This window comes from Desulfobotulus pelophilus (assembly GCF_026155325.1).
GTDB lineage: Bacteria > Desulfobacterota > Desulfobacteria > Desulfobacterales > ASO4-4 > Desulfobotulus > Desulfobotulus pelophilus.
In genome coordinates this window covers 27,362-51,066 of the sequence record NZ_JAPFPW010000008.1, presented here as the reverse complement: position 1 = coordinate 51,066, position 23,705 = coordinate 27,362, and the positions used below count along the sequence as shown (strand labels likewise).

The 23,705-nt window shown below is 52.8% G+C and carries 20 protein-coding genes; 5 read left to right on the top strand and 15 right to left on the bottom strand.

Features of this window, described 5'->3' with window-relative positions:
• Positions 1-171 precede the first annotated feature (171 nt).
• The 9 genes from OOT00_RS08280 to OOT00_RS08240 all read right to left on the bottom strand — a co-directional run bounded on the left by OOT00_RS08280 (position 172) and on the right by OOT00_RS08240 (position 8,277).
• Positions 172-771: a sensor histidine kinase gene (locus tag OOT00_RS08280; RefSeq protein ID WP_265424849.1), complete on the bottom strand. Its 600-nt coding sequence runs from the start codon at positions 769-771 to the stop codon at positions 172-174.
• On the bottom strand, positions 764-1,165 hold the full coding sequence (locus OOT00_RS08275; protein WP_265424848.1) for a response regulator: 402 nt from the start codon (positions 1,163-1,165) through the stop codon (positions 764-766). Before OOT00_RS08275 ends, OOT00_RS08280 begins: the two co-directional genes overlap by 8 nt.
• The gene (locus tag OOT00_RS08270; RefSeq protein ID WP_265424847.1) at positions 1,162-2,904 is read right to left on the bottom strand and encodes a sensor histidine kinase; all 1,743 of its coding nucleotides are present in this window, start codon (positions 2,902-2,904) and stop codon (positions 1,162-1,164) included. The genes OOT00_RS08275 and OOT00_RS08270 overlap by 4 nt, the downstream gene beginning before the upstream one ends.
• The gene (locus tag OOT00_RS08265) at positions 2,894-3,253 is read right to left on the bottom strand and encodes a NifB/NifX family molybdenum-iron cluster-binding protein (protein WP_265424846.1); all 360 of its coding nucleotides are present in this window, start codon (positions 3,251-3,253) and stop codon (positions 2,894-2,896) included. Before OOT00_RS08265 ends, OOT00_RS08270 begins: the two co-directional genes overlap by 11 nt.
• A gap of 10 nt (positions 3,254-3,263) precedes the next feature.
• Positions 3,264-4,649 (bottom strand): sigma-54 interaction domain-containing protein, encoded by a 1,386-nt coding sequence (locus tag OOT00_RS08260; RefSeq protein WP_265424845.1) that lies wholly within the window; start codon positions 4,647-4,649, stop codon positions 3,264-3,266.
• 408 nt (positions 4,650-5,057) lie between these two features.
• Complete coding sequence (locus tag OOT00_RS08255) at positions 5,058-5,702, bottom strand: lysophospholipid acyltransferase family protein (RefSeq protein WP_265424989.1); 645 nt, start codon at positions 5,700-5,702, stop codon at positions 5,058-5,060.
• Between the two features lie 100 nt (positions 5,703-5,802).
• Entirely contained in the window at positions 5,803-6,813 is a 1,011-nt protein-coding gene (locus tag OOT00_RS08250) for an MlaD family protein (RefSeq protein ID WP_265424844.1), read from the bottom strand.
• Positions 6,814-6,818: 5 nt separating this feature from the next.
• Positions 6,819-7,505: a P-loop NTPase family protein gene (locus tag OOT00_RS08245; protein ID WP_265424843.1), complete on the bottom strand. Its 687-nt coding sequence runs from the start codon at positions 7,503-7,505 to the stop codon at positions 6,819-6,821.
• Positions 7,498-8,277 (bottom strand): MlaE family ABC transporter permease, encoded by a 780-nt coding sequence (locus OOT00_RS08240; RefSeq protein WP_265424842.1) that lies wholly within the window; start codon positions 8,275-8,277, stop codon positions 7,498-7,500. Before OOT00_RS08240 ends, OOT00_RS08245 begins: the two co-directional genes overlap by 8 nt.
• A gap of 259 nt (positions 8,278-8,536) precedes the next feature.
• Between OOT00_RS08240 and OOT00_RS08235 the strand changes: the two genes are divergently transcribed.
• Together OOT00_RS08235 and OOT00_RS08230 are read left to right on the top strand one after the other, a co-directional pair.
• Positions 8,537-10,075, top strand: coding sequence for a SpoIID/LytB domain-containing protein (locus tag OOT00_RS08235; RefSeq protein WP_265424841.1), 1,539 nt, complete (start codon positions 8,537-8,539; stop codon positions 10,073-10,075).
• A gap of 167 nt (positions 10,076-10,242) precedes the next feature.
• Complete coding sequence (locus tag OOT00_RS08230) at positions 10,243-10,497, top strand: hypothetical protein (RefSeq protein WP_265424840.1); 255 nt, start codon at positions 10,243-10,245, stop codon at positions 10,495-10,497.
• Between the two features lie 204 nt (positions 10,498-10,701).
• Here the strand turns inward: OOT00_RS08230 and htpG are convergent, their stop codons facing one another.
• The gene (gene htpG / locus OOT00_RS08225; protein ID WP_265424839.1) at positions 10,702-12,630 is read right to left on the bottom strand and encodes a molecular chaperone HtpG; all 1,929 of its coding nucleotides are present in this window, start codon (positions 12,628-12,630) and stop codon (positions 10,702-10,704) included.
• A 279-nt stretch (positions 12,631-12,909) separates the two neighbouring features.
• Here htpG and OOT00_RS08220 point away from each other — a divergent pair, with 279 nt between their 5' ends.
• A complete protein-coding gene (locus OOT00_RS08220) occupies positions 12,910-13,779 on the top strand; it encodes a radical SAM protein (RefSeq protein ID WP_265424838.1) in 870 nt (289 codons plus the stop codon).
• Positions 13,780-14,064: 285 nt separating this feature from the next.
• A complete protein-coding gene (gene tkt / locus OOT00_RS08215) occupies positions 14,065-16,068 on the top strand; it encodes a transketolase (RefSeq protein ID WP_265424837.1) in 2,004 nt (667 codons plus the stop codon).
• Positions 16,069-16,135: 67 nt separating this feature from the next.
• Here the strand turns inward: tkt and ahbB are convergent, their stop codons facing one another.
• Entirely contained in the window at positions 16,136-16,633 is a 498-nt protein-coding gene (gene ahbB / locus OOT00_RS08210; RefSeq protein WP_265424836.1) for a siroheme decarboxylase subunit beta, read from the bottom strand.
• Between the two features lie 65 nt (positions 16,634-16,698).
• The gene (locus tag OOT00_RS08205) at positions 16,699-17,514 is read right to left on the bottom strand and encodes a class I SAM-dependent methyltransferase (protein WP_265424835.1); all 816 of its coding nucleotides are present in this window, start codon (positions 17,512-17,514) and stop codon (positions 16,699-16,701) included.
• Positions 17,515-17,897: 383 nt separating this feature from the next.
• Here OOT00_RS08205 and OOT00_RS08200 point away from each other — a divergent pair, with 383 nt between their 5' ends.
• A complete protein-coding gene (locus OOT00_RS08200; protein ID WP_265424834.1) occupies positions 17,898-19,670 on the top strand; it encodes a PHA/PHB synthase family protein in 1,773 nt (590 codons plus the stop codon).
• 179 nt (positions 19,671-19,849) lie between these two features.
• On the opposite strand, the gene mtnA is transcribed toward OOT00_RS08200, so the two are convergent.
• From mtnA to OOT00_RS08185, 3 genes are read right to left on the bottom strand one after another with little or no spacing between them, the layout of a single operon-like run.
• Complete coding sequence (gene mtnA / locus OOT00_RS08195) at positions 19,850-20,950, bottom strand: S-methyl-5-thioribose-1-phosphate isomerase (protein WP_265424833.1); 1,101 nt, start codon at positions 20,948-20,950, stop codon at positions 19,850-19,852.
• Positions 20,951-20,964: 14 nt separating this feature from the next.
• On the bottom strand, positions 20,965-22,926 hold the full coding sequence (locus OOT00_RS08190) for a methyl-accepting chemotaxis protein (RefSeq protein WP_265424832.1): 1,962 nt from the start codon (positions 22,924-22,926) through the stop codon (positions 20,965-20,967).
• On the bottom strand, positions 22,913-23,671 hold the full coding sequence (locus OOT00_RS08185; protein ID WP_265424986.1) for a glycerophosphodiester phosphodiesterase: 759 nt from the start codon (positions 23,669-23,671) through the stop codon (positions 22,913-22,915). Before OOT00_RS08185 ends, OOT00_RS08190 begins: the two co-directional genes overlap by 14 nt.
• Positions 23,672-23,705 lie beyond the last annotated feature (34 nt).

The following is a 23,705-nucleotide window of genomic DNA, read 5'->3' as shown; positions in this document are numbered from 1 at the left end:
AAGCCCGGGCCAAGGCCCGGGCTTTATGAAAAAAATAAAAATAAATCCAGTTAAGCTTTTATATTTTCTTTGTTTTATTTTTTTTCCTCCATTCAGAAGAAACAATCGGCAAGGGACTTCCGAAACAGACGACTCCGTTTTGAAACAAAAAAAGACACTCCCATTGAGACATCAGGAAACATTCTGAACCATTGCACCAGACAGTACCCGCACTCCGTCAGAATCTCCTTTCACAAAAAAACCACCGGCAAGCTCCATACAGATTCCATCGGAAACCATATCACCATGAAACAAAACTCCCCTGTCACGGGAAAAAGACACCGGTATCCGGCTTCCTTCGGGAAGGGAAAGACACATCTCAAGGGCTGTAAAAAGGGCCACAAAAAAATAAAAGCGGGAAGCAGTGAAATAAATGGAAAGAGCCTCTGTCTCCGGCAGAATCTCAATCCGTTTTAACCGGCAAAATCGCTCCGTAAGAAGAAAAAATTCCTTGGCAGCCTCGGCCATGTCAAAGAACTCTTCCGGTCGGTCGGGAGTATGGGCAAAGCGATTCAGGCGGTCCATCAGCTCACTGCCCCGCAGAACCTGTTCGCCTATGGTCTGAAACCCTTTCCGAATACGTTCATCTCCATGGCCGGAAGAGGCCGTAAGCGCCATAACATCCTGCATCAGCCCTCCCGTTTCCCGAATGACAGCCAGCACATTACGCAGTTCATGGGTAAGGGCCGCCGTTATTTTTCCTGAAAACTGGATACCCTGAAAATCATCCACACTCCTCCCTCCCGGCCTGAGAAGAATCCTGCGGTACGGCCTCATCTATTTTACGGACCAGTTCTTCAATATGCAGGGGCTTCATGAGATAGTCAAAGGCTCCAAGACGCATGCCCTCCATTCCCTCCCTCGTGGATCCGTGTCCTGTTAAGAGAATAACGGGAGTATCCTGCCGTATTTCCTTAAGCCGGGCCAGCACATCCAGCCCTCCGATACCCGGCATCATGAGATCCAGCACAACGACATCAAAAAAATCCGGGTCAAATTTTGCCAGAGCCGACTCTCCGTCTTCGGCAATGGTCGACTGATACCCGCGAAGCTCCAGTCTTTCCGCCAGGGTCACAATAAACTCCTCCTCATCATCCACCAGAAGAATCTTCAGCTTTCTTTTCATACCTTTTCCTCTCCCATACCAGGATCATCCCCTTCCTTCAGGGGCAACAGAATGGTGAAGGTGCTGCCCCTGCCTTCTTCACTGCGCACCTGAATATCACCGCCCAGTTTCTTGATGATCCCGTAGGTAATGGAAAGACCCAGGCCCGTACCGCTCCCTTTTTTGGTTGAAAAAAAGGGATCAAAGATGTGCTTCTGCACCTCCTCGTTCATACCGCACCCGTTATCTTCCATATCAATCATCACCAGCTTTTTCCGTACGTCAAAACGGGTATGAATGAGAATACGGCCCCCATTTTCCACGGCCGAAAAGGCATTGGTCAGAATATTGAGAAAAACCTGCTGAAGCTGACCCTTATCGGAAATAATGGGAGGGAGGGTGGAATCCAGATGCAGCTGCATGTCAATCTGCCGGTAGGTGGCTTCCCGTTCCAGAAAACCCAGAGTATCCTGAAGAACCCCATTGAGATCCAGCCGCTCAAACTGCACATCAATACGGCGTGCAAAGCCTAAAAGCCTGTGGGTGATAGTCCGGCATCTTTCTACGGACTGAAGAATATTCTCCGTAAGGCCAACGAACCGGCCCTGATGTTCAAAGGGCTCGGAAAGCCCTACCAGATCTTTCATGAGACCGGCTTTTTCATTGATGATAGCCAGAGGATTGTTAATTTCATGGGCCACACCGGCGGCAAGACGACCGATGGAAGACAGTTTCTGGGTATGCTGCAGCTCCTGTATGGCCGTTGCCCTCTTTTCATCGGCATTGCGTATACGCTGTACAAGAACATCCGCAACCCCCACCACAGCCAGAATAATAGCCACAACCCCCACTCCGAAAATAATGAGCATTTCCACCTTCAGGGCGTAAAAACTCCTCAGCAGAACGGAAAGGGGCTTTACGATCACCAGGGTATAATCCGTACGGATGGGAGCAAAGGCCACCAGCACATCCCTGCCCATGGGGTCACGGGTTTGAAAGGTATAGGTACCGTGGATGCCGGGAGGAACGGGAAAGGGCGAATCCTGAAGGATTTCACCATAAAAACGGGAGTTAGTCTGAAGAACACCGCTGGGGTTCACCAGAAAGGCATCGAACTCTGCCCTGAGCCCCATGCTGGCAATGAGAGCCTCATAACGGCCCGTATCCAGTGTGGCCCGGACAAACCAGGAGCTGCCATCCTCTGCGATGCGCTGCACCACAATCACCACATGGGGAAATTTTCTATAACCCATGAACACATCGGAAATATAGACGCCCCGAACGGAAACCTCCTGAAAAGAGGGCTGACCGGAATAATCTTTACCCAGAAGGTCATAGGGGCCGGCATACCCCACCAGAATACCCTCCCTGTCAATCAGGCCCAGGTCCACGAAGCCCACAAATTCCGAACGCATGGTTCCCAGAACCCGCTGCAGGGTTTTGTCATCCCTGAGTTCCTCCTGAGTATAGGCATGGGCAATGAACCGCACGGTGGAAAGACGTTCTTCTATGAAAATCTCAAAAGCATGACGGGTATCCTCCGCCATCACCTGAATGGGCCGGAGGATTTCGCTTTCCAGATTCACCCGGTACAGACTGTAGTTAATGCCCGCCATCAGGGCCAGGGGAATGATGCAGACAAGACACATGATGAGAATGATATTGCGTTTCAGCACAACATAGCGGTGGGGAGAGGTGCTGTCCTCGGGAAAGGTCAGCATGGCATTGACGGCCTTATGCCAGAGCTTTCTAAGAAGCATCCATTCCCTCCATGCGCCGCCTGCGGAGAACATCTCCGGCAGAAAGCCCTCCCTCCATGTAGAGACGCGCAGCCATCTGCCATGAGCCGATGACAGAGTCCAGGATTCTGACCTTTTTCCATGTCAGATACTGGAAGTATTCTTCCTCAATACCACCGCAGATGAGCACTCCGATACCATCGCTGAGAATCAGATGACAGAGCTGCTCTGCCGATGCCTGGGGCAGTACCATCACCCGTTCCTCGGGCTGGGGATTGCCCATTTCACGGATCAGAATCACAACCTCCGTCGCCAGATCAAAACGGGGTGCCACATCCTGTCCCTGAATGGGGATCAGTATTTTTTCCATGGCCTGTCCATTATAGGTCTATGCCATACTGCTTGATTTTACGCCACAACGTGCTGCGCCCCCAGCCAAGCAGGGCGGCAGCCCTGGTTTTTCTCCCCCCTGACTGAATGAGGGCATTGAGAATCATCTGCCTTTCCACCGTATTCCACGAGGCATCCCTGTCCTGGTTTGAAAACACCATTGGGGGGGCCTTGACTTCCTGGGCGACGGTCTGCCCCGTCAGTTCCGTTGTCAGATAGGCAGGCAGATGGGAAGCTTCTATGGCGTTTCTGGGGCAGACATTAACCGCATACTCCACGATATTACGAAGCTCCCTGACATTCCCCGCAAAGGGATAGGAAAGGAGTATTTTCAGAGATTCCGGAGCATAACCCTTCAGATTTTTTTTCAGATGCTGATTGAAGATATTCAGAAAATGATCCAGAAGCAGGCGAATATCATCCTCCCTTTCGCGAAGGGGCGGCAGGTGAACCCTGGCCACGTTCAGACGAAAAAGAAGGTCCTGACGAAAACATCCGTCCCGAACCATGGCTTCCAGATTTCTGTGGGTGGCGGCTACAATGCGGACATTAGCGGGGAATCCCCTTGTGCTGCCCAAAGGATAAATAATGCGATCATCAAGAAACGTTAACAGTTTCACCTGAAGGCTTAAGGGGAGATCGCCGATTTCCGTCAGAAAAAGGGTGCCTCCGTGGGCCAGCCGGAAACGGCCCGGCTTGTTCTCCAGAGCTCCGGTAAACGCCCCTTTCATGTGGCCGAAAAGCTCGGATTCCAGAAGGGTTTCCGGCAGAGCTCCGCAATTGACCTTGATAAAGGGTCCCCTGGCCCTTTCCGAACTCTGGTGCAGGGCTTCGGCAACCAGATCCTTACCCGTACCCGTTTCTCCGGTAATGAGAACCGAAGCATCGCTCTGGGCCAGAACCGGAAGGATCTGAAAAATTTTTTCCATCTGAGGGCTGCGGCCCACAAGGCTGGAAAAACTGTAGGCATGCCGTTGTTTTTCTCCCAGCTCCTGATAGGGCCGGAGGTCTTCCAGTGATTCAAGGATACCACGGAACTTTCCCTGATCATCGTGCAGGGGAGCGATGGTAATGCGGACGGGTATGCGCTGGCGGTCCCTTGAAATAATATCCGTTTCAAGGCTCTGGGTTTCCCCCGTCTCCATGGCCTGCCTGGCCGGACAGAGCAGCACGCATTGACGGCTTCTCAGAATATCCTGACAGAAAAGCCCTCTGGAGTATTCCGCAGAAAATCCCGTAAGGGCTTCAAATCCATGGTTCACACAGACAATGCGTTTTTCATGGTCCGTCAGCACAACCCCCATGGGGATATTATCCAGAAACTTCTGAAACCCCAGAGGAACCTGGAAGAGCTTCGTAATATGAGCGATGGGCATGGCAGATTCCGCCCTTAAGAATGCTGTTGACAATCCATTGTATTCTCAGGGCTACCTATAGAAAGTCCCCTGCTTATGCAAGCCTTCTTTTTCATAAGCAGCCAAGGGTATCATCCGTTCTGTCAGAGCTACCCAAATCTACTCACAGCTTGCTTTGGTACTGACTTCCTGCTTCCCAGAGGCTGGTTTCACCCTTGCCTTGCGGCAAAGGCCAGAGCCTTCCTCTCCACAGACTTTACGCTCCGGCGGCTTTGCCGATGGACACAATTCTGTTCATAATGATAAGAACAGATGAAATTTAACCCGATATCAAGCGGGCAGTTAAAAGCCCTTTTTCTTATGAACAATCCCCATGGGGCTCCTTGCATTTTTCCTGCGATACCCACAGGCCATTTCCCTCCTGAAACATCAGTAGAGACAGGGCAACATCCTTTCTTCAAGAGATTTGCGCACCTTTTCAAAGGCTTCGGGATCCGCCTCCCTTTCCGGAGGCTCCATGGGATCTTCAAAGGTAAGAACAACCGTTGAAAACGGTCTGGGAATCACAAAACGATCCCAGCTCCCTGCCTGCCAGCGTTTCTCAGCGGTGAGAATCACCGGAACCAGAAGGGCCCCGCTCTTCTGGGCAATGCGGATGGCCCCTGGTTTCACCACCCCCACAGGTCCTGTGGGACCATCCAGAATATGACCACCCAGCCCATGGGCACGCACATGATCTATCATCTCGACCATGGCTTCACCTCCTCCACGGGTGGAAGAGCCCCTCGTCGTATGCCAGCCGACCCGGTTTGCCACATTGGCGATAATTCTTCCGTCTTCGCTGCGGCTGATCATCAAAGCCGGTTTATAGCGATTGAACCATCTCCCGTAACGGGCAATGGCCGGAAAAAACTGCTGATGCCAGTGGCAGAGAAGAATTTTATCCCCTTTCTCAAGTTTTGCCATTACCCGATCCAGACCCTTTGTCCTGTAACGGTAGGTGGCACTGACAAGCCGGATGACCGTCAGGATAAAAACAGCTGCAAAGGGATTCCCAAGGTGTTTTCTGAACACTTTCAATTCGGTCCTCTTCTTTCTGCTGCCGGAAGGCCCATCAGGTCATGAAGCCTCGGCAGCCATGGACCTTGGCAGGCCCACTACAGGGGGTCATCACTTATCTGGCGTCCGCATCCAGCGCTTCTCCTGCGGGTTCAGGGGGAATATGGCCCCTGATCAGCACATTTTTCTGTACGGAAGTTACCACTTTATCCAATTCCCGCAGGGTTTCCCGCACTTCCTGTATACCAGAACGGGTACTGCGGGTAATGGAAGGAACATCCCGGCCAGCCCTTTCCATGTCATCCACAATCCGGGAAACTTTGTCCAGCTCCTTCTGCAGGGCCTCCAGTACCTCATCCACCGCCCTGCCGACCGCAGCACCCATGACGGCCACCTGCTCCAGATTCTCATTAACCAGATCCACACTTCTGGGGGCTTTCCCGGCTGCCTCCTCCACATGGATAAGAATGGCACTTATTTCCGCCATGCGGGCGTTTACTTCATCCATCAGTTCGCGGGACTTCAGAAAAGAACCAAGGGTTCCCCTGCCTTCCTGAATATCCGTCAGGATCAGGTTGATGGTATGCAGAGCCGTAAAAACAGGTCCATCGGATCTGCCCAGTTCTCCTGCCATTTCCGACAGATCCTGAACCGCAGCGATCACCATTTTTGCTGTTTTTTCTATTTCGAATTCGGAAAGAAGATCGGTAATGGATTTCCGCTCCTGAGAAAAAATTTCTCCGCCCTGGGGAATCAGGGGCGCATCACTGCGGCCCGGGGTACGAATGGAAACAAATTCAGAACCGATGAGGGTGGGGCTTTCCACTGTGGCAATGGTGTCTTCCCGTATGCGGGAGGCATAGGTCTCAAGGATATCGAGATCCACCCGTACATGCTCCCCTGTTACGGTGACCCGCCGCACACGTCCCACGTTGGTGTTGTAAAGCTTCACTTCTGCGCCGCGCTGCAGATTGTAGCTTTCCGCAAATATGGTGTAATAGGAAATGTGACGCTCAAACCATCCTTTACCCCTTCCCAGAATAAAAAGGGTGGACAACAGCAGAATAAGGATGGCCACCACAAAGGTTCCCACAACGCGCTCTCTCCGGCTGAATTCCAGATCCATAGTCCTCACTCCCTCCCATCCGGGCCAACTTCCCGGAAAGAATCCCCCTCCAGCAGCCATTTCCGGGTTGTCCATCCCTTTCCTATGGCGGCATCATCGGTCCAGAAAATAATGGAAGCCCCCTGTTCGCTGCAAGCTTTCAAAGCCTGCACCAAAATGTGTTTCCGGCCCCTTCCCACAAAATCCTCCGGCCGCTCCACAATAATCAGGCCCGGTTCCTTGGCAAGCCCCCGAACCGCCACAACGGCCCGCTGCCCCATGATCCCAAGGGCCGCCGGCCGGAGATGCAACTTTTCTTCCAGACAAAAGGCCGCACAAAGCTCCCTGCACAAAGGGCTCATCTCCGGATGCATGGTGTTTCGGTGCCAGGCCTTTCCCATGAGAATATTTTCCTGCAGACTGCGATTGGTAATCAGGGCCGCGTCCGTAGTCATATAGGCAATCCTTCGCTTCACGGGCAGAAGGGACTGATAGGCGGAAAAATCCAGAGCCCTGTCATCCAGCCAGTACCGTCCGCTTACTGGTCGCAGGAGAGTGGCCAGAAATTTAAGAAAATAGCGGATCTTTTCCGGTGCATCAGACTGAATCTCACAGATATCTCCGGCTTTCAGATCCAGCGACAATGGCCCCGGCAACGGCTCCCCAAGACAGATACTCTCCAGACGGATGGAAACTCCTTGTATATCAGGCATAAAACACCACTGTTATAAAAATATTTGCCACCAGACAGAAGAAAAAACTTTCCATGGATGCCTTGGATGTATTGATGGCAATCCATGTGAAATTTCCTTTGCAGGAAAGCCCCCTGAACATACATATAACGGAAATAATGATGCCGAAACAAAAGGCTTTGGTTAAACTCACCACAATATCAAGACCCGTAATGGCCTGAGAAAAACTATAAAGAAACTGGGCCACCTGAGCATCGGTAAAAGCAAAAATCAGGACATAGCTCCCGGCTATGGCCACCACATCAAAGACCACAAACAAACAGACAATGGCCACCGTAATGCCCACAAGCCTTGGCAGACAAATCAGCCGCAGCGGATCAATCCCCGCCATTTCCAGAGCTTCAATTTCCCTGAGAACACTCATATAGCCAAGCTCTATGGTCACAGCCGTTGCCGAGCGAAGGGTCACCACAAGGGCTGTAAGAATGGGGCCGACCTCCCGGACAACAAGAATAACGGCAAGACGGCCGGCATCGTACTGCCCCGATACCCGAGCCAGCTGCAGAACAAGGGGAATACCAATGATAAGGGCGATGGGAATAATGATGGGAAGGGCCTGCACTGCTGTGAAATATATCTGTTCCACTACCCCCCGGCGCACCATGATCCGCCCCTCCTTTTCCCGGGAAAAAGCAAGGGACAGAAGCCGCCAGGTAAGCGCAAAGTTGCGGGTGGCATAATCCAGAAAAGAAAGGGTACGACGACCAGCTTTTCCCACCATGGACATGAGCATGGCCCCATTCCTTTTGTCAGTGGAGAGTTTCTTGTAAAAGCCATTACAAACTATTATCCCTAGGATTCTTTGTATCTTTTCTACATGAAAGGAAAGGATATGGCAATCGTCCCCTTTGTTTTTCATCGACATTCGTTTGAAATCACTATAAAAAGCCTTCTCAAAGAAAGGGGTGCCCATCCAGCCCCGGCCGCACTGTTCCGGAACCCTTCCAGCCGGACGGATACTTTCCGGGCTTTTTTCAGGAGATCTCATTTTTATGGCAAAAAAATCCTCTTGTTTTGCAAAAAAGCACGCCCTTTGCAGATCCCCCTTTCTCCTGACACTTTTTTTCCTCTTGATTATTCTCCGCCCGTCTTCGGCGCATGCCCTTCCTGAAGAACTTTCCATGGCTCTGGAGGAGCAGCGTTACACCCTGGCCATCCATATTCTTCGCTCCTGGGCCGCGGTATCGGACAGCCCGGACGACCGGGCAAAAGCCCTGTGGATGGAAGCCCGAATTCAGGCGCTGCATATGGAAAACACGGATGAAGCAGCAGCCTCTCTGGACCGGCTCCTTACGGCCTATCCCAAAAGTCCCCTTCTGGGAGATGCCCGGTTTGAAAAGGCTGTCCTTGCCATGCAGTCCGGCCGGAAAGAAAAAGCCATTCAGGGCTTTGCAGACTTTGTTACCGCCTTTCCCGATCACCCCAGAAGGCAGAGTGCCGGTTCCTTTCTGCGATTTCTGCAAGGCCGACAGACCCTGCCTTCCACCGCACGGGAAGGGATACGGGTGGCCCTTTCCCTTGACACCAGCCGTATCCAGATTTCCGGCTCTGCTCTTACCGTTACAGACATGGTAACGGATGCGGAAGTCTGCAAGGGGAGCAGCCTGATTCTGGATACGGACAGAAGCGGCCGCATCCGCATCAACGGTCGCCCGACAGGTCAGCCCCTGTCCATCCGGAGCCCCGATGGAAGTTTCCTTCTCAACGGACGCAGACACAGGGGCCGCCTTCAGGTCCACAGCACTGCAGGGCACCTTCTGCTGGTCAACGTACTGGATCTGGAAAGCTACCTAAAAGGCGTGGTACCCGCGGAAATGCCGCCTTCATGGCCGGAAGAAGCCCTGAAAGCCCAGGCCGTTGCCGCCCGTACCTATGCCCTTCACCATATGGAAAAAAGAAAATATGAACCCTATGATGTAAAATCAGACACACGCTCCCAGGTTTTTTCCACGGAAAGGGAACATCCCAGAAGCAGTGCGGCTGTCACAGCCACGAGGGGAGAGGTGATGGTGTGGGCAGGAACGGCGGCCTTTACGGCTTTTCATGCGGACAGCGGCGGCCATACGGAAGCTGCCGACGCCCTGTGGGGTAAGGATTATCCCTATCTCACACCCATCATGGACTTCTGGACCCGGGAAACACCCCATGGATACTGGAAATGCTCCTTTTCGGAAAGGGAACTGCGCCAGATGGTACCTGAGCTGAGGGATATGGGCCGTATTCTGGACATCCGGCCGGAAGGCACAACACCTTCGGGCAGGGTCCACCTCCTTGTTTTCAGAGACAGCCGCCAGGAAACAACCATTCCGGCAGGCCGCTTCCGTACCCGCGTGGGGCCCATGAATCTGAAAAGTACGGCTTTTTCCATAAACCATGAAAGGGGAGTGTTTCATTTTCAGGGGAAAGGATTCGGTCACGGCGTGGGAATGAGCCAGTGGGGGGCACGGAAAATGGCCGAAGCCGGAAGGGACTACCGGGACATTCTGCTGTTCTACTATCCCCACCTTCACTGGGCAGCCATGGAAGAATAAACCGTTCTGCCAGACCTGGCCAAATCTACCCACAGGTAACCTGACGCAGACTTCCTGCTTCCCGGGGGGAAGGTTTCACCCCTGTGCGGCAAAGATAAGAGCCTTCCTCTCCACAGGCTTGAGGATACGGCGGAACTCGCCGTACTGAAAACAGCAAGATTTTTCAAATGAAGGGCCGCATTCACATCCCGGCCATGGGAGATCATTCCGGACAGATCTATGACCGGGCTGAAAGGGGCCGCCTTGCAAGCCCGTGGACGCATCCGGAACAGGTTTGGCTGCTGGTAAAGCAGCAATCCCGAACCCTCACAAGGGCACCACGCATTTCCGCCATTATGCGACCTGCAGCCTCCCACTTTCTCAGGGTGGGTATGGATAAACCTCTGCGGCTTTGCCCATGGGGACAAGTCTATTTACAATGACAAGAACAGACAGGATTGAATCGGATGCCCAATAAACGATTCATAAACCTCATGGCTCTGAATCCGACCTTTCCCTTAGGCGCTACAGGCCGCATGAGAGGGTAGCCTGACCTGTTTGACAACCACCTGTTCGGCCGGGAGAAGGCCCTCTACCATACAGACAAACGGGGGCAGACTGAAAGCCTGCCCCCACTCCACAACCGGCTACCTACTTCCAGACAGGTTTTCAGCCATCAGCTCACCCACCATCCTGGAAAAACGGGAAGGATTTTCAATACGGCCGCCCTCACTGACCACGGCAAGGTCAAAGAGCATAAGCGCCCAGTCTTTCATGGAAGGGGCTGCCGGATCCGCCGTAAAGCGCTCCTTCAGCCGCTCCAGTACGGGATGTGCCGTATTCAGCTCCAGCACCCTTTTTTGTTTAGGCATTTCCTGACCGGAAGCCTGCATCACCTTTTCCATGAAAGCACTCATGGCAAAGGCATCGGCGGAAAGGCAGGCCACAGACTCCTTGAGCCGGGCGGAAGCCTTCACCTCTTTTACATCCTCGTCCAGTTCTTTTTGAATAAATTCAAAGAGTCCCTTAAAGCTTTCGGCCACCTCTTCAGAAGGCTTTTCCAGTTCCAGATCACCTTTTTCAGCACTTTTCAGGGGTTTCCCCTCAAATTCCCTCAGGCTGTCCACCACCCATTCATCCACCGGATCGGTCATGAGCAGAACCTCATAATCCTTAGCCTTCAGGGCTTCCAGGTGGGGGCTGTTTATCAGGGCCGAAAGATTTTCACCGGAAAGATAGTAGATGGCTTCCTGGCCTTCGGCCATGTTTTCCACATACTCTTTGAGACCTTTGAGTTTTTCTCCGGACTTTGTGGTGGGATAACGCAGAAGACCTGCAATTTTTTCCTTATTGTCAAAATCCGTGGGAATGCCTGCCTTGAGCATGGGCCCGAACTCTTTCCAGAAGGAAAGATAGGCGTCCTCTTCCATTTTAGAGAGAAGATCAAACACCCTTTTTACAATGTTTTTACGGATATTGCGTACAAGGCTGTTCTGCTGAAGAATTTCACGGCTGACATTGAGGTCCAGATCCGGCGCATCCACAACCCCGTGTATAAAGCCTAAATATTCCGGCAGCAGCTCCTTGCAGTCGTCCATGACAAAGACCCGCTTGCAGTAAAGGTGCAGGCCGTGTCTTCTGTCCCTCTGGAAAAGGTCAAAGGGCGCTTTGGAGGGAATGAAGAGGAGCACATCATACTCCACAGCCCCTTCCAGATGAAGATGCAGTTTATCTGCAGGCTCATCCCAGTTTTTGGAGATATGGCGGTAGAACTCCGTATACTCCTCTTCTTTCACATCTTCTTTTTTTCTGGCCCAGATGGCTTTCATGGAATTTAAGGTTTCATCCTTGCGCACCTTGCGCATGGTTTCCTTTGCCTTGCCTTCCTCATCCTTTTCCTGTTCTTCCTCCGGAACAGGCTCGTAGGAGTCCGTTTCCATGAGAATGGGATAGGCTATGAAATCGGAGTGACGCTTGATGATATCCTTAATGGTCCATTCTTCGGTAAAACTGAGGTCCCCTTCTTCCCCCTCCTTCAGAAAAAGAGTGATACGGGTTCCCCTGTCTTCCTTTTCGATCTCGGCTACAGAGTATTCTCCGCTGCCTTCGGATTCCCAGCGGACCCCCTTTTCCGCACCGGCAGCGCGGCTTTCCACCACCACCTTTTCCGCCACAATAAAAGAGGAATAAAATCCCACACCAAACTGACCAATCAGCTCCGGTGTGAGCAGGCCTTCTTTGCGGGTGGCTTCCAGTGCCTCCATGAAACCGGCCGTGCCGCTCTTGGCAATGGTACCCAGGTTTTCAACGGCTTCTTCAAAGCTCATACCGATGCCGTTATCTTCAATGACCAGGGTTTTCTTTTCCTTATCCGGCCTGATCCGGATATAAAAATCCGTATCTTTTCCAAGTATTTCCGGTTCCGTCTGGGATTTAAACCTCAGCTTGTCAATGGCATCGGAGGCGTTGGAGATCAGTTCCCGTAAAAAAATCTCCTTGTTGGAATATAAGGAATGGATAATGAGGTGAAGCATCTGCTTCACTTCCGTCTGAAAGGCGTGGGTTTCCTGCTTCATGGGTCTTTTTCTCCTCAGGTGTGATACATTAAACAACACAGAGTGCACACGGTTCCATTTCTGCCAAAAAATGGGGTGAAAAAAGCGCTTGTCAAGGGCAGGCCTTGCAAGGACTGGAAAGTGTTGTATGTTTTTAAGGATAACAGAGCTTCCGGCCACGCACAAAAAAGTAAGGCCGCACCCGCTCCTCAACCGGTCTCCCCGTTCCACCCATGCGGAGATTACATGGCACAAGAAGTTAAAACCATAAAAAAACCATATTAATAAAGGTGAGAACCTATGGATTATCAGGGCATGATCTTCCGCCCCCCCAGCGAGGCGGATTCTATTTTACTGCAGGTGACGGTGGGCTGCTCCCACAACAAGTGCACCTTCTGCGAGATGTACAAAGCCAAACGCTTCACCATTAAAACCGATGAACAGATCTTCAAGGATATCGACTATGCCGCCAGAAAATACCGCCGCATCAACAGGCTTTTTCTCTGTGACGGTGATGCCCTGATCCTGCCCATGAAGCGGCTGGTACCCATCATGGAGCGCATCAGGAGCCAGTTACCCTGGCTGGAAAGGGTGGGGACCTACGCCAACACCAAGAGCATTGCCTCCAAAACGGTTGAAGAAATGAAACAGCTCAAGGATCTGGGGCTGACCATTGCTTATTTTGGCCTTGAAACGGGAGATGACGTGACCCTGAAAGCCATTCATAAAGGAGCGGACAGTGCCCGCATGATAGAAATGGGCAAAAAAATTCGCTCCGCTGGCATCAAGCTGTCCATTACTGTCTTGAATGGCGTTGCCGGAAGGGAGCGCTCCATGATCCATGCAAAGGAAACGGGCAGGGTGCTGACGGCCATAGACCCCGAATTTGTGGGTGCCTTAAGCCTCATGCTGACACCGGGGGCTCCGTTGAACAAAGATCATCAGGAAGGGCGTTTTGAACTGATCGGTGCGGAGGAAATGCTGCAGGAGCTGGGTATGATGATTGCCAGCACAGATCTTTCCGATGGACTGTTCCATGCCAATCATGCATCCAATTATCTGCCCATTCGGGCCCGTCTGCCTCAGGACAGGGACAGAACCCTCAAAATGATCACCGATGCACTGGCAGGAAAGATCAAACTGAAACCCGAATATCTCAGAGCCCTTTAAAACCGCATTTCCCGCTCAGACGGGAAGGAACGGTATTTCCGGATGCCCTCCCTGTGCAGGGAGGGCATCTTTCTGCACGGGCATGAAGCAGATCGTTCCAGCCTTTTTTACCAAACCTCATCGTAAAGCATCTGGCTTTAGCCATGAGGAGGTTCAGCCAATGCATCTTGTCCATAGAACCTGCAAGCCCTGAAAATTCTTGCATCCTGCTCACATCCGGTGTAACCAATGGCCCGGATTGACCGAAGGAGGATGCTTTTTTCTTTTTTTCCAAGGAGATGCCCCATGAGTTCCACCCCGTCCACAGACGCCCTCTGCGTTACCACCATCCGTACCCTGGCCATGGATGCCATAGAAAAGGCCAATTCCGGACACCCCGGAGCCCCCATGGGCCTTGCACCCGCCGCCTATGCCCTCTGGACCCGGGTGATGAACCACAACCCCAAAAACCCCGCATGGCTGGACAGAGACCGCTTTGTACTTTCCGGCGGTCATGGCTCCATGCTGCTTTACAGCCTGCTGCATCTTTCCGGATACGGTGTCTCCCTGGAAGACCTGAAAGCCTTCCGTCAGATGGGTTCCAGAACACCGGGGCATCCTGAATTCGGCCACACACCCGGGGTGGAAACCACCACCGGTCCCTTAGGTCAGGGCATTGCCAATGCCGTGGGCATGGCCATGGCAGAACGCCATCTGGCCGCCCGCTTCAACCGGCCCGGCTTTGATCTGGTAAAGCACTTCACCTATGTAATGTGCGGTGACGGGGATCTCATGGAAGGTATTGCCTATGAAGCCATGTCCCTTGCGGGTCATCAGAAACTGGGCAGACTGATCTGTCTCTACGATGCCAACGACATTTCCATTGAAGGATCAACCAACATTGCCTTTACGGAAAATGTGGCCGGTCGCATGGAAGCCATGGGATGGCACACCCAGACCCTCACCGACGGCAATGATCTGGATGCCATAACAGAGGCTCTGGAAACGGCCAAAACCATTGCGGACAGACCTTCCCTGATTGTTCTGAAAACCCGCATTGCCTTTGGCAGTCCCAACAAGGAAGGATCCGCGGATGCCCATGGCGCTCCTCTGGGTGCCGAAGAGGTCCGCCTGACCAAAAAAGCCTATGGATGGCCAGAGGATGCCGCCTTCCACGTTCCGGACGAAGTATACGCCCACTTTGCCGGTGTTCAGGCAACGATGCAGGAAAAGGAAGATGCCTGGCTGGAACTTTTCCGTCGCTACGCAGCAGAACATAAGGCTATGGCCAACCTCTGGCTGGATTCCATGAGCGGTTTTCTCACAGATGGATGGGATAAGGACATTCCCTACTTTACCCCCGGTGAGAAAGTTGCCACACGGGCAGCTTCCGGCAAGGTGCTCAATGCCATTGCCGCAAAAGTTCCTTCCCTGATGGGTGGATCCGCCGATCTGGCACCCTCCAATAAAACCTTTTTAAACAGCGAAACAGAGTTTCAGGCCGAAAGCCCCGAAGGCCGCAATATCCGTTTCGGTGTCAGGGAACACGCCATGGGTGCCATTATGGCAGGCATGTTCCTGCACAACGGAATCCGGCCCTACGGCGCCACCTTCCTTGTCTTTGCCGACTATATGCGCCCTGCCATCCGGGTGGCCAGCCTCATGCACCTGCCTCTCATCTATGTGTTTACCCACGATTCCATTGCCGTGGGCGAAGATGGTCCCACCCACCAGCCCGTGGAGCATCTGGCCTCCTTACGGGCCATCCCCAATCTTACGGTTTTCCGGCCGGCGGATGCCAATGAAACGGCCGTGGGATGGAAAGTAGCCATGCGCAGCAACTCCAGCCCCACAGCCCTGATTCTCAGCCGTCAGGGGCTTCCCGTTCTCCATACCGACAATAAAAGAGGACGGCCGGAAAGGGGTGCCTATATTCTGGAGGATGCCGAAGGAACACCGGATATGGCTCTCATTGCTTCCGGTTCTGAGGTGCATCTGGCTGTGGAGGCACGCAGGATTCTTCTGGAAAAAGGAATTCAGGCACGGGTGATCAGCATGCCCTCTTGGGAACTCTTTGAAAAGGATACGGACGAATACAAAAAACGCATTCTGCCCCCGGCCCTTACAAAAAGGCTGGTGATTGAAGCCGGCATTGCCATGGGCTGGCATAAGTATGCAGGTGACGAAGGCGACATTATTTCCATAGAAACCTTCGGCGCTTCAGGCCCGGACAAAGATGTACTGCGTCATTTTGGCTATTTTGTGGAAAATATTGTCAACCGGGCTGTTGTACTGGCACGGAAAAAGTAACAGGCAGAGGCCCCGTGACAGCGGTCATGGGGCCTGCACGCCGGAATACCCCATCTGTAAACCTTTCTCACCCTTCGCCATCTTCCATCCAGTCTTCCGACTCGAAATAGCGCATGGATGTTTTTTTCAGCTCCCGGATGCTGAACAGCATGGAGTACTCTGCAAGGCCTGCCTGCTGCGACATTTCCGCCACGAGACTGCGACAGGATTCATGGGTTCTCGCATGGACCATGGTATAAAGATTATAGGGCCAGCCCGGCTTGGGATCCCTGCGATAGCAATGGGAAACGGCTTCAAAACCAGCCATGATTCTGCCAATCTCAAGAACCCTGTCTTCCGGAGCCTTCCATGCCACCATGGCATTGGCCGAGAAACCGGATTTCTGATGGCGCAGGGTGGCTCCATAACGACGGATCAGCTTTCTTTCATCCAGTCCTTTAAGAAGGATAAGAAAGCGATCCTCATCCATTCCAACACTTTCGGCAAGAATTCTGTAGGGCCTTGGATCCAGAGGAAGATCTCCCTGAATGGCACTGATAATCTTTTTTTCATCTTCTGTCAGCATAGGGACTCCACAAAAACGTTTTTAAATCAATACCATGGGGATAAGGACCTTGAAGGTCCGGTGGCTCAGGGAGAAGGTGTTTTTCCAAGAACATAGGCCTGCACGGAAAAGCCAAAACGTACGGCCGGTGAACAGGAAAAAAAGTTCAGCCACCCCATCCGGGGCAGGGGCTCATTCAGGTAATAGCAGCTTTCATAAAGCCGGATATCTCCCTGCCAGCCTTCCAGTTCACGGGGACTGCTGATACCCCAGCTGAAACGGGCTCCCATCAGCCAGAGGGTAGGGTTGAAAGCACTCATCGCCACCTGATAGGGACTGACGGCATCAAATACCAGAGAAGAGCAGGCAAAATGTTTCTGAATCTGTTGCACAAAACTCCGCACACACTTTTCTGACAGATACATCAGAACACCCTCCGCAATAATCAGCAGAGGGCGGCCCTCCGACGCTATGGAACCATACCATCCGGTATCTTGCAGTGACGCGTCAATCATATGATACCTCCGGGTTTCCTCAAAAAAGAAACGGCGGATGGCCATCACTTCCGGCAGATCCAGTTCATACCAGTCCAGCTTCCCCGTGTCCATGCGGAAAAAACGGGTGTCCAGCCCGGCGCCCACGTTCACCACCACCGCATCCGGATGGGAAGCAAGAAAGTCCCGCACCATGCGGTCCACGGCAGCCACACGCATCAGTGTTGCGGTTTTCATCAGGGTATGGCCCCTGAATGCATGAAAGTTATAAGGGATCTGATCAACAAGTTCCCGTGCCATGGGGTCATGGACAATGGGGTCTGCTGCATGACATTCTTCCGCCCTGAAAAAAAGAGGAAGCATCAGTGTCCGTGAAACGGCTTTCAGAGAAGAAAGGGAGGAAAACATGGCGCCTCCTGCATGCAGAGGGGAAAGGGGGGAAAGTTAGTGAATCCTGAGGATTCCGTCTCCCTATGAGTACAGAGTGTCATCCTGCTGGCATAACGATTTTGCCCTAATAAACAAGGTTCACACACAAAAAACAATATGACGGCAAGCCCTGCAAAGGATTATTCAGGGCAAAAAACACCCTCTTTTTCCATAAAGATCATACTTGTATACCACAAAAAATTCACGGGGTCTTTTTTATCAAAGGATGAAGGATTCCACCGCAAAAAACAACAGGGATTGCTCCTTGTTCATAAAGCATGATATAGAAGACGGAGTTTCCCGAAATGCGACCTGCCCCCTGTTAGCCCTTCCCACCTTCGTTATATCAGCAAGGAGGATTCATGAAAGCCCAGAAAAAGCCCATTATCCGCAATCCCAAACCAGCCAAAGAGAATCCTGCTGTAGAGAACATGGAAAAGCCAACTCAAGACAGCGTTCTGGAAGCAGCCCATATTATTGACCGTAACTTCCGGAAAGCCATGGTTCCCCTGACCGGGCCCATTGATATTCCCGCCTTCAGCAGGGCCTATTTCGACGCCATGATCCATCTGGCATGGAGCCCCGGAACCCGCTTTCGCCTCTTTCTGGAGCAAATGCATTTTTTATCGGATATGGCAGCCATCCAGACCGGTACGGCTCCTCCTTCCGTTGACCGCCGCTTCCGGGATCCCCAATGGGAAACATGGCCCTTCTCCCTTTACAGAGATACTTTTCTTCGGCTGGAAAGCCACCTGGAAACCCGGCTTCAGGATATCCGCGGTGTTTCCAATCATTCCAATCTTCTGGTACAGTTTTTTACCCACCAGATTACCGCCATGATGAACCCTCTCAACTTTCCCGTAACCAACCCGGAGGTAATCCGCACCACCATGGAACAAGGCGGGCAGAATATCGTCAAAGGTATACAAAACCTTATTGATACCCTCTCCACCCATGGGGGGGAGCTGGTGGTCCGTCACAGCCGGGATGACTATTACGAGGTGGGCAAAACCCTTGCCTGCACTCCCGGTAAAGTAGTGTACCGCAATCGTCTCATCGAGCTGATCCAGTACGAACCCGTTACGGATAAAGCCGTCGGCACCCCCATCCTCCTGGTTCCAGCCTGGATCAACAAATACTACATTCTGGACCTTAGCCCCCACAACAGCCTGGCTCGCTACCTGACGGAACAGGGTTTCACCGTGTTTATCATCAGCTGGAAAAATGTGGACGGCAGCTTCCGCAACGATGGCATTGACAGCTATGTCAAAACCGGTCTTGTGGAGGCCGTAGCGGAAATCCGCAACATCACGGGAAGTAAGGGGGTACACCTTACGGGATACTGCATGGGAGCCATTCTCTGTGCCATTGCCACAGCCTATCTCAGGAGCCAGGAAGATACCTCCATCCAGAGCATATCCTTTTTCGCCGCACAGCTGGATTTCAGCGATGCCGGCGATCTGAGATGCTTTATTGACGAAAGCCAGATTACCTTTTTACAGGATCTCATGGAAGAACAGGGCTACCTGCCCAAGTCCAACATGATGCAGACCTACAGCCTTCTGAGACCCAGAGATCTGTACTGGAACTTCCTCATTGATGAGTTCTTCCTCGGAAAAGACCCCTTCAATCTGGATTTCCTGTTCTGGAACGACGACGGCACCCGCATGCCCATGCGGCTGCACATTGATATCCTTGAGCGTCTCTATCTGGAAGATGAACTCACCGAAGGTAAATTCCGCATGGACGACGGCCGCAGCATTGATCTCCGGAACATCGATATGGATCTTTATTCCGTAGGTACACTGAAAGATCACATTGCCCCGTGGAAATCCGTATACAGAATTCCCCACTTTGTAACATCGCCCATCAAGTTCGTTCTTTCCTCCAGCGGTCACATTGCGGGCGTCATCAACCCTCCGGGAAGCAAAGGGCATTACCATACGGACGGTACCCTCGGCCAAGGACCGGAGCACTGGCTGGCCACGGCCCACATGCACGAAGGCAGCTGGTGGCCGGACTGGACTGCCTGGCTGAAGGAACGCAGTCAGCCGGAAACGGACAAACTGCCATGGCCTCCGGAAAAAGCCAGAGACCTTGGCCCGGCACCCGGCACCTATGTAACTGAAAAATAAAATGTTGTTCTGCTGCGAAACCATCAGAAAACCGATACAAAATCATCCGGTATGAAAAAAGGGTGGCCATGGCCACCCTTTTTTAACAAGCACCGGTACGTCTAAGACGGCCGGTCAAAAAAATCATACCAAGCATGGCCCATGCACAGCCAAACTCTTCCTTCCTGTTCCACCAGACCCTATGGTTCATGAAAAAGAGAAAGAAGTCCCTCTCTGCTGGCCGCACAGAAACCCTTTTCCGTAATGAGACCCGTCACCAGCCTGGCCGGTGTCACATCAAAGGCATAATCCATGGCAGGACTGGCAGCCGGAGGCACCAGCACCCTTGTCAGCCTGCCCTCATCGTCCATGCCATGGACATACCGCACTTCATCCGGACTTCTGGCTTCTATGGGAATATCCGATCCCTTTTCCAGCTCCCAGTCAATGGTGGAAGAGGGCAGAGCTACGTAAAATGGCACGCCATTGTCCTTTGCGGCCAGAGCCTTGAGATAGGTCCCGATTTTGTTGGCCACATCTCCTGTACCGGTGGTCCGGTCCGTTCCCACAATCACCATATCCACCATCCCCTGCTGCATGAGATGGCCTCCCGTATTGTCCGCAATCACCGTATGGGGTACCCCAGCCTCTCCCAGCTCCCAGGCCGTAAGCCGGGAACCCTGATTCAAAGGACGGGTTTCATCCACCCACACATGAACGGGAATTCCCGCACCATGGGCCGCATAAATAGGAGCTGTAGCCGTTCCGTATGCCACACAGGCCAGCCATCCCGCATTACAGTGGGTGAGAATGTTGACGGGAGCACCGTTTTTAACTCTGGCTATCTCCTGAATAAGGGGAAGACCATGCTCGCCAATGGCTCTGCAGCGACGGGCTTCTTCATCCGTAACCGCTGCCGCTTCCTCATACATGGCCACAATTCGTTCCGGGCCTTCCGGAACCCCTACCAGCTTTTCCATCAGCCGGTCCGCAGCCCATGCAAGGTTGACGGCCGTGGGACGGGCCTCTTTGATTCTCCGGCAGCAGTCTTCCATCCAAGGGTACTCCGCCCTGCCTCCGGGAGAAGTGAAGGCGGCAAGATACATGGCCCAGGCGGCAGAGGCCCCGATAAGAGGGGCACCCCGCACCGTAAGGGTCCGAATGGCTTCTATGGCATCCTCCACTGTGCGCAAATCCAGAATCTGCACCTTGTGGGGCAGAAGCCGCTGATCAATAACCTGAACAACCCCTTCCTCTTCGGGATGGGGCCAGATGGGACGGGTAGAGGGTAAAAAAGACATGCATTCTCCTATTGTCAAACTCTGAACTGGGATACCAGCTCTCTCAGATGTCCGGCCAGCCGGGAAAGCTCCACCGCACTTTCTTCCACCTTCTGACCACCGGCCTTAAGTTCCGCTGCCGTCTGATCCACATCCCGGATATCCGCTTCCATGGTTTCCGACGAAGAAGCAATGTGAGAAACCCTTTCATTGGCATCCTGCACACCGGTGGAGGCTTGGGCAATGTTGGCGGCCACTTCCCGGGTAACGGCCGTCTGCTGCTCAATGGCAGCGGCCATGCCGGCAACCAGTTCACAGACCTCTGCAATCACACCGGTAATCTTCTCAATATCCGCAATGGCTGTGGCAGAAGACTCCTGCACGCCGCTGATCCTTGATTTGATATCTTCCGTTGCGGCAGCGGTCTGACGGGCCAGCTCTTTGATTTCCCCTGCAACCACGGCAAAACCCTTACCGGCATCCCCGGCCCTGGCCGCCTCTATGGTGGCATTGAGGGCCAGAAGATTGGTCTGGGAAGAGATATTGGTTATGGTCTCGCTTACCTGATCAATCTCACGGGCGGCCTGCCCGAATTCATGCATCAGGGCAGAAACGGAGGCCGCCTGAACTCCCGCCTGATGGCTGATGGCCCTTGCCTTTTCCGAACCCGATGCAATTTCTCCAATGGTGGCGCTCATCTCTTCAGTGGCGCTGGCCACAGAGGTAAGGTTGGTGCTGGTTTCTTCCATACTGGCCGCAACAGCCGTTGTGTTCAGACGCGATTCCTCCGCAGCTCTGGCTGCTGTAGAGGTTTTTGCGGACATAGACTGTACACCCTGCGTGGTCTGGGTACTGACAGCGGAAAGACCCGATGCGGAAGAGGCAAGGGTTTGCACATTGTCACCGATCATGGTTACAAGAGACTGAATTTTTTCTACAAAGGCATTGAAGTACGCAGCAAGATCACCAATCTCATCTTTTGTAGACACACTGAGCCGCCGGGTCAGATCGCCTTCTCCTCCGGCAATATCCTTCAACATGCTGACCACATCCCGGATGGGAGAGACAAGGGCCCGGCTGAAGAAAAAAGCGGCTATGCACCCCAGTGCAATAAAACCTGCGGAAAACAGCAGAAAGCGGAGCCGCATGGCATGAATATCCGCAAAGACCTCATTCTTCAACGCCCCAACGGTAATGAACCAGTTGGTCCCTTCAATGGGAACAAAACCGAAAAGACGGTCTTCTCCCATAAAATGATATTCATCAAAACCACGCTCCCCCCTGACCATGCGCTGCATCATTTCGGATACGCGCCGGTACTGGGGATTGTTTTTTCCCTCTTCAAGAAAATTGCGGGATTCCATCACGTAATCCCGATTGTTGTGGGCAACCAGAGCGCCTTTTTCATTAATCACATAGGAGTATCCATTTTCTCCGTATTTGATGTCCCCAGAAATGCGGGAAAGGACATTACCGTCCAGCCGGGCGATGAGAACAGCCACAATCCGTCGGTTCTCATCCCGGACAGGACTTGCCATCATCATAACCGGTGCATCAATAATACGGCTGATAATCACATCCGATATCACGGTTTTTCCACCAAAGGCATCCTTCACGTAACCACGGTCTCCCAGCTCAGCCGTAGTCCCATCCGGATAACGGGCCAGCCCGTCGGGGGTGACAATACCCATATCCATATATCCCAGCCGACGGACCTCGCTTTCCATGGCCAGTCGCTGTTCCTGCCAGTTCATGCTCCGAATCACCTGACGCTGAGCCACACTTTCTATGCCCAGAATATAGTTGTCCAGCTGACCCCGGATATATTTGGCGCCTTCTTCCGCAATGACGGGCAGGGACTCTTCAATGGTATTATGAAGGGTCTGATAAGCCGCGCGGTACGAAAAAAAACCCATGCCGGAACAGGTCAGAATCAGCAGGACGACTACTCCTGTCATCAATTTTGCACCAATGCTCATTCGATCAGGTAGAATCATACCCATCCCTTCCTTTTAAAATTTCAGCGTCATCGGAAAAAAAGCCATCCACGCCCATGGCCAGCAGGGCGGCTGCCCGGTCCTGATCATTGACCGTATAAGGATAAACCCGGAGCCCGGCCTCCTTCATACGGCGAACCACCGTTTTTTCCAGGCCCCTGTGGTCGGGATGCCAGGCAAAGGCCTTGAGTTCCGTAGCAAAGGCCAGAAGGGCTTCTTCCTTCTGCCAGCGGCTGCTCAGCACACCGATGAAAGGTGCATGGGGAAGCCGTGCCAGCTGTTTCAGAAAACCATGATGAAAGCTCGATACCACAATGCGACCCTTCAATGGAGCACATATGGCCATCAGAGAGGCCAGCATTCTGCTCATGTTTTTGGCTTCTGAAACAGCCTCCGGCTTAACCTCCACATTGAGCCAGCCTCCCTCGGGAACACCGGCGACCACCTCTTCCAGAAAGGGAATAACCGTTCCCGCAAAGGCACGGGAAAACCATGATCCCGCATCCAGCTGCCGCAGAAAATATGCATTATGTTCCCTGACCATTCCCTTGCCATTGCTGCAACGTTCCAGACTTGTATCATGATGCACCATGATCCGGCCATCCCGGCTCCATTGCACATCCAGCTCAACCATGCGGGCACCGGCGTTCCATGCCGCATCAAAGGCGGGCAGGGTATTTTCCGGAAAACGCATTCTGTACCCCCTGTGGGCAATGACCAGAGGGGAGGCAGGAAAATCTTTCACCAAAGAAAAAGGGGACAAAGGGATACCTCCAGAA

Bases quoted from the DNA above. Each gene is read 5' to 3' on its own strand.
- OOT00_RS08275 (WP_265424848.1), bottom strand. From the start codon at position 1,165: ATGAAAAGAAAGCTGAAGATTCTTCTGGTGGATGATGAGGAGGAGTTT.
- OOT00_RS08270 (WP_265424847.1), bottom strand. From the start codon at position 2,904: ATGCTTCTTAGAAAGCTCTGGCATAAGGCCGTCAATGCCATGCTGACC.
- OOT00_RS08265 (WP_265424846.1), bottom strand. From the start codon at position 3,253: ATGGAAAAAATACTGATCCCCATTCAGGGACAGGATGTGGCACCCCGT.
- OOT00_RS08260 (WP_265424845.1), bottom strand. From the start codon at position 4,649: ATGCCCATCGCTCATATTACGAAGCTCTTCCAGGTTCCTCTGGGGTTT.
- OOT00_RS08250 (WP_265424844.1), bottom strand. From the start codon at position 6,813: ATGGATCTGGAATTCAGCCGGAGAGAGCGCGTTGTGGGAACCTTTGTG.
- OOT00_RS08245 (WP_265424843.1), bottom strand. From the start codon at position 7,505: ATGCCTGATATACAAGGAGTTTCCATCCGTCTGGAGAGTATCTGTCTT.
- OOT00_RS08240 (WP_265424842.1), bottom strand. From the start codon at position 8,277: ATGCTCATGTCCATGGTGGGAAAAGCTGGTCGTCGTACCCTTTCTTTT.
- OOT00_RS08235 (WP_265424841.1), top strand. From the start codon at position 8,537: ATGGCAAAAAAATCCTCTTGTTTTGCAAAAAAGCACGCCCTTTGCAGA.
- OOT00_RS08230 (WP_265424840.1), top strand. From the start codon at position 10,243: ATGAAGGGCCGCATTCACATCCCGGCCATGGGAGATCATTCCGGACAG.
- htpG (WP_265424839.1), bottom strand. From the start codon at position 12,630: ATGAAGCAGGAAACCCACGCCTTTCAGACGGAAGTGAAGCAGATGCTT.
- OOT00_RS08220 (WP_265424838.1), top strand. From the start codon at position 12,910: ATGGATTATCAGGGCATGATCTTCCGCCCCCCCAGCGAGGCGGATTCT.
- tkt (WP_265424837.1), top strand. From the start codon at position 14,065: ATGAGTTCCACCCCGTCCACAGACGCCCTCTGCGTTACCACCATCCGT.
- ahbB (WP_265424836.1), bottom strand. From the start codon at position 16,633: ATGCTGACAGAAGATGAAAAAAAGATTATCAGTGCCATTCAGGGAGAT.
- OOT00_RS08205 (WP_265424835.1), bottom strand. From the start codon at position 17,514: ATGTTTTCCTCCCTTTCTTCTCTGAAAGCCGTTTCACGGACACTGATG.
- OOT00_RS08200 (WP_265424834.1), top strand. From the start codon at position 17,898: ATGAAAGCCCAGAAAAAGCCCATTATCCGCAATCCCAAACCAGCCAAA.
- mtnA (WP_265424833.1), bottom strand. From the start codon at position 20,950: ATGTCTTTTTTACCCTCTACCCGTCCCATCTGGCCCCATCCCGAAGAG.
- OOT00_RS08190 (WP_265424832.1), bottom strand. From the start codon at position 22,926: ATGATTCTACCTGATCGAATGAGCATTGGTGCAAAATTGATGACAGGA.